This window comes from Microcoleus sp. Pol12A5 (genome assembly GCF_036701435.1).
Classification (GTDB): domain Bacteria; phylum Cyanobacteriota; class Cyanobacteriia; order Cyanobacteriales; family Microcoleaceae; genus Microcoleus.
Genome location: NZ_JAUBQU010000234.1, coordinates 1 through 3,912, shown reverse-complemented (window position 1 = coordinate 3,912; position 3,912 = coordinate 1). Strand labels below are relative to the sequence as shown.

The 3,912-nt window shown below is 42.4% G+C and carries 6 protein-coding genes; all 6 read left to right on the top strand.

Annotated features, from left to right (window positions below):
* The first annotated feature begins 827 nt into the window (after positions 1–827).
* The 6 genes from QUA45_RS28215 (at position 828) to QUA45_RS28190 (ending at position 3,843) form a co-directional block, all read left to right on the top strand.
* Positions 828–1,727 (top strand): competence protein CoiA family protein, encoded by a 900-nt coding sequence (locus QUA45_RS28215; RefSeq protein WP_333223205.1) that lies wholly within the window; start codon positions 828–830, stop codon positions 1,725–1,727.
* Between the two features lie 399 nt (positions 1,728–2,126).
* Positions 2,127–2,288 (top strand): hypothetical protein, encoded by a 162-nt coding sequence (locus QUA45_RS28210; RefSeq protein WP_333223203.1) that lies wholly within the window; start codon positions 2,127–2,129, stop codon positions 2,286–2,288.
* A 184-nt stretch (positions 2,289–2,472) separates the two neighbouring features.
* Positions 2,473–2,697 (top strand): DUF433 domain-containing protein, encoded by a 225-nt coding sequence (locus QUA45_RS28205; protein WP_106332354.1) that lies wholly within the window; start codon positions 2,473–2,475, stop codon positions 2,695–2,697.
* Entirely contained in the window at positions 2,694–3,026 is a 333-nt protein-coding gene (locus QUA45_RS28200) for a DUF5615 family PIN-like protein (protein WP_333223201.1), read from the top strand. Before QUA45_RS28205 ends, QUA45_RS28200 begins: the two co-directional genes overlap by 4 nt.
* A gap of 123 nt (positions 3,027–3,149) precedes the next feature.
* On the top strand, positions 3,150–3,515 hold the full coding sequence (locus QUA45_RS28195; RefSeq protein WP_333223199.1) for a DOPA 4,5-dioxygenase family protein: 366 nt from the start codon (positions 3,150–3,152) through the stop codon (positions 3,513–3,515).
* A gap of 154 nt (positions 3,516–3,669) precedes the next feature.
* Positions 3,670–3,843, top strand: coding sequence for a type II toxin-antitoxin system HicB family antitoxin (locus tag QUA45_RS28190; RefSeq protein ID WP_333223197.1), 174 nt, complete (start codon positions 3,670–3,672; stop codon positions 3,841–3,843).
* Positions 3,844–3,912: the final 69 nt, after the last annotated feature.

The window sequence follows — 3,912 nt, the reverse complement described above, 5'->3', positions numbered from 1 at the left end:
CGATTGGAGTCCCCTACAACGTGCAGCTAATCCGAAGCAAGTGATGAGTGTGCTGATTCGCCGTCGGAAGCGCAAAGCGTAGGTGTTTGCTCGTTCCCAGGCTAGAGCCTGGGAACACATTCCATGAGCATCTGCCTCCTGTTTTTATTTTTATCCGTTAGCGAGGCAGAGCCTCTGGATCTCGGTTCCCAGGCTAGAGCCTGGGAACCAGTTAATAAGACCAACTAATATCAGGTTAAAATTTGCTTTTTGGGATTTGAGGTGCGAGTTAGGCGATCGGGAGGGAATCAGGATATGTGCCTTAGTTGTTTAATGTAGATTGTTAATCTAGAATTAAAGTAGTTTTGTTTTAAGGATGAGAATTAATGTACTTACAGTTTTGGTTTATAGGTGACAGTCGGACATTTCGTATTACTGACGTAAAAGAATTATTTAGGTTAAAGCGTGATTATGAAAAGTATCAAGAAGATTCTACTTCAATTACAGTAGATTACTATACGTGTGAAGTTGAGGGAGGTGAAAGGTTTCAAAGGAAATCTGTAATATTTCATGAAATTGATAGAATGGAAGTTACAGTATAATAAAAATATAATTTTTAGTTAGTTTATATAAACGGTTACAGATTAAAATATGTAACCGTATTTAGACTAAAAAATTTAAATTTATGATATCGACAAATGATTTCATTAGTATAACTGACTACAAAATTAATTATGTAATCAGTTATATTATTAGGAAATAAATTTTGTTTTATACTTAGTTATTTAAGTTTATAACATAAGATATTCCATAACTTGTAAGTTTGAGACCAATAGTTCCTCCTTATTATGCAATTGGCTCTCGTTAACAACAATCGTGTTGAAGCCTTTTTCGGTGGTCGAGGGTTATGTCCCACTTGCGGTTCTGAAATGATTGCGAAATGCGGCCCAAGAATCCTGCATCATTGGGCGCATTATCGACCAAAGGGTTGCGATCCGTGGTGGGAGAATGAAACTCCCTGGCACCGAGACTGGAAAAATCTTTTTCCACTAGAGTGCCGCGAAGTTTCTCACATTGCCCATGATGGAGAGATACACAGGGCGGATATAAAAACACCGACTGGAATTGTGATTGAAATACAGCATTCATCAATGACGGACGCTGAAAGAATCTCGCGCGAAGAATTTTATGGCAACCTCGTATGGGTAGTTGACGGCTCTGGCTTCCGCCAGAACTTCAATATATACCACGGATTACCAGCCCCCAATTCCGAAATTGCCAAAGATTTGATTTGGTCCAGGCAAAGGTGTCGCCGAAACCTTTATTGTAACCTCGATAATTACCCTAGCTGTACATACTTCTTTCGGCTATCGGAGGCACGACAAAGGGATCCATATATTACCAAGGCTGAAGCTCGATCGGGTCAGGTACGTAGTATTCGATCGGGTCAGGTACGTAGTATTCGTTTACATAGTATTCGTGAAATCCAAGAGCAAGTCCATCAATCCTATAATGGCTATCACAAATATCATTGGTCGCGTCCTCGTAAAACATGGCTGGATGCTCAATGCCCGGTGTATATAGATTTTGGTGGTGACTATTTGGTGAAATTTGAAATTTACGACGAATATGATCTTCCGTGTATTCGCTACGTCTCGAAACACAAATTTGTCCATGATGCGATGGTAAAAACTCATGCAAGTGCAATCGCCCCCCCATCCTACCCGCTACCAAAAAACGTGTCCTAACAACGGTGGTGCAGCAGACTGTTGCAATTCACTGGTAGAACGATTGGGATTTAGTAACCATTGACCACGAACTTTAGAGTGCTCCGTAGAATTTCTAAAGATTGCAGCTATGACCAAGCGCGCCGTCGTTTCTGCACTCTCTACCCTTTCCTACGTCAGGATAAAAGCATATCCTGAGCCAGAACCTGGAACCGCTAAGGTCATTAAATAGTGTCAAGCGCGTGACACACTGGTTTGGCTGTCCTGGCGGACGGCAGTGCGGAGATTTTTCCGACGGGCTTCCAAATTGTTTTCACTTCGACAAAGGTTTAACAGCCCGTCGAAAAAATCCCGCTAGAGGTTTAAGCGAGATAACCCCAATTTTCCCACTCACTCCAAAATCTTGTTCTAGGCGGGGATATGACACCATCCAATCTACCTCAAACTCACCCACACCGCGCTATATGGTGCAATTGTGGAGCCGTGGCAGCCGTGCCAAGTGTCGGAGATGTCGAGTCGATCGCCCCGTGTCGATCGGACTGCCGCCAATTTTGGAGTCTTATTGGTGGAAAACCCTACTAAATTAGGCAGACATCAAAGCCTGTCTTGCTTTTGGCGCAGACCATGAGAAAACTGATCCGCCTTGGCTATTTCCAACGTCAGGGTTCTTTTTTTCTCACTACTTGCTCAAACCTGAAATCCTGACCTAAACCAACCAGGATTATTTGCAGTTATAATTACACTTATTAGTACAAAATATTGCTTTATGGACTACCACGACATAATCACAATTGAACCGGGAAAACGCAGTGGCAAACCATGTATTCGGGGAATGCGAATCACCGTCTACGACATCTTAGAATATCTCGCAGGTGGCATGACGGAAGCAGAAATTCTGGAAGATTTTTCAGAACTAACTTCGGCAGACATCAAAGCCTGCCTTGCTTTTGCCGCAGATCGTGAAAAAAAGTTATTTGTGGCATCCCTGTGAAACTACTGTTGGACGAAAACCTCTCAGACCGAATTCTTCAGAGAATTATCGGTTTTTATCCCGATTCTGCTCATGTCAAGACCCTAGGACTGACAAATACTGATGATGCAGAAATTTGGGAATATGCAAAGGCAAATGATTTTGTGATTGTTTCCAAGGATTCTGACTTTCATCAACGGAGTTTACTTTACGGTCATCCTCCCAAATTTATTTATCTCCGTGTTGGCAATTGCTCAACATCTAAAATTGTTCAAATTCTGCGAGATGAAATCGACATCATTAGTCAGTTTGGAGATAGAGAAGCAGAGAGTATACTGGTATTGTCGTAGCATGAAACCAAAAAAGCAAAGACTGAGGAGATATCAACTTAAGGAGTTTACAGGAGTGAATAAAATATCCAGCAAGTTAAGCTAATATAAAGTTGTTGATCTCTGCTCAATAATCCACTGAAAATGATGAAAGAAGACACCATTAACATCGTTGGTTTTCATGGACATATTTACTTCGACGCTGATAATCGCGATGCGGCTGCGCGTGTACGAGAAGGATTGACTCAGTTTGAGGTGCAGCTTGGGCGTTGGCATGACAAACCCATTGGCCCCCACCCCCAAGCGATGTATCAAGTTGCATTTTTACCAGACGAGTTTGGCAAAGTCGTTCCCTGGTTAATGCTGAATCGTGAGAGGCTCAATATTCTCATTCACCCTGAAACAGGCGACGATGTGGCCGACCATACGAAACATTCTTTGTGGCTAGGAGAGAAGCTAGAGTTGAATATCGAATTTCTGCGACCTAGGACAGGCAACACCAGCTTATGATCGATCCGCGGCCAAGGCGAGGGCGTTACTTAAGACTGACTTATCGCTGATAATAGATAATTAGCCGCCGATTTGAGACATGGTGCGGCGACTATAATTTCCTGTATTTATTAATAATAGTTATAATATCCTTAACAAATGACTGAATAAATGTATGAAAATTAGAGCAATCATCCATCCCGCAGAAGAAGGTGGCTATTGGGCTGAAGTTCCCGCACTTCCTGGGTGCATTACCGAAGGAGATACTATGGAAGAAGTGATGGCTAATTTAAAAGATGCCATGGTCGGTTGGCTCGATGTTGCTAATAGTCATGAAGCAATCGCGTAGCCTCGATCTTTACCCCACTCTATCCAAGCTGATGCCATCTGTTTTACCCTTCCCCTTTGTTCCGGTTTA

What these genes read in the sequence shown, in the direction of transcription:
- QUA45_RS28210 (WP_333223203.1), top strand. Translation starts at nt 2,127, where the DNA reads ATGACACCATCCAATCTACCTCAAACTCACCCACACCGCGCTATATGG.
- QUA45_RS28205 (WP_106332354.1), top strand. Translation starts at nt 2,473, where the DNA reads ATGGACTACCACGACATAATCACAATTGAACCGGGAAAACGCAGTGGC.
- QUA45_RS28190 (WP_333223197.1), top strand. Translation starts at nt 3,670, where the DNA reads ATGAAAATTAGAGCAATCATCCATCCCGCAGAAGAAGGTGGCTATTGG.
- QUA45_RS28215 (WP_333223205.1), top strand. Translation starts at nt 828, where the DNA reads ATGCAATTGGCTCTCGTTAACAACAATCGTGTTGAAGCCTTTTTCGGT.
- QUA45_RS28195 (WP_333223199.1), top strand. Translation starts at nt 3,150, where the DNA reads ATGATGAAAGAAGACACCATTAACATCGTTGGTTTTCATGGACATATT.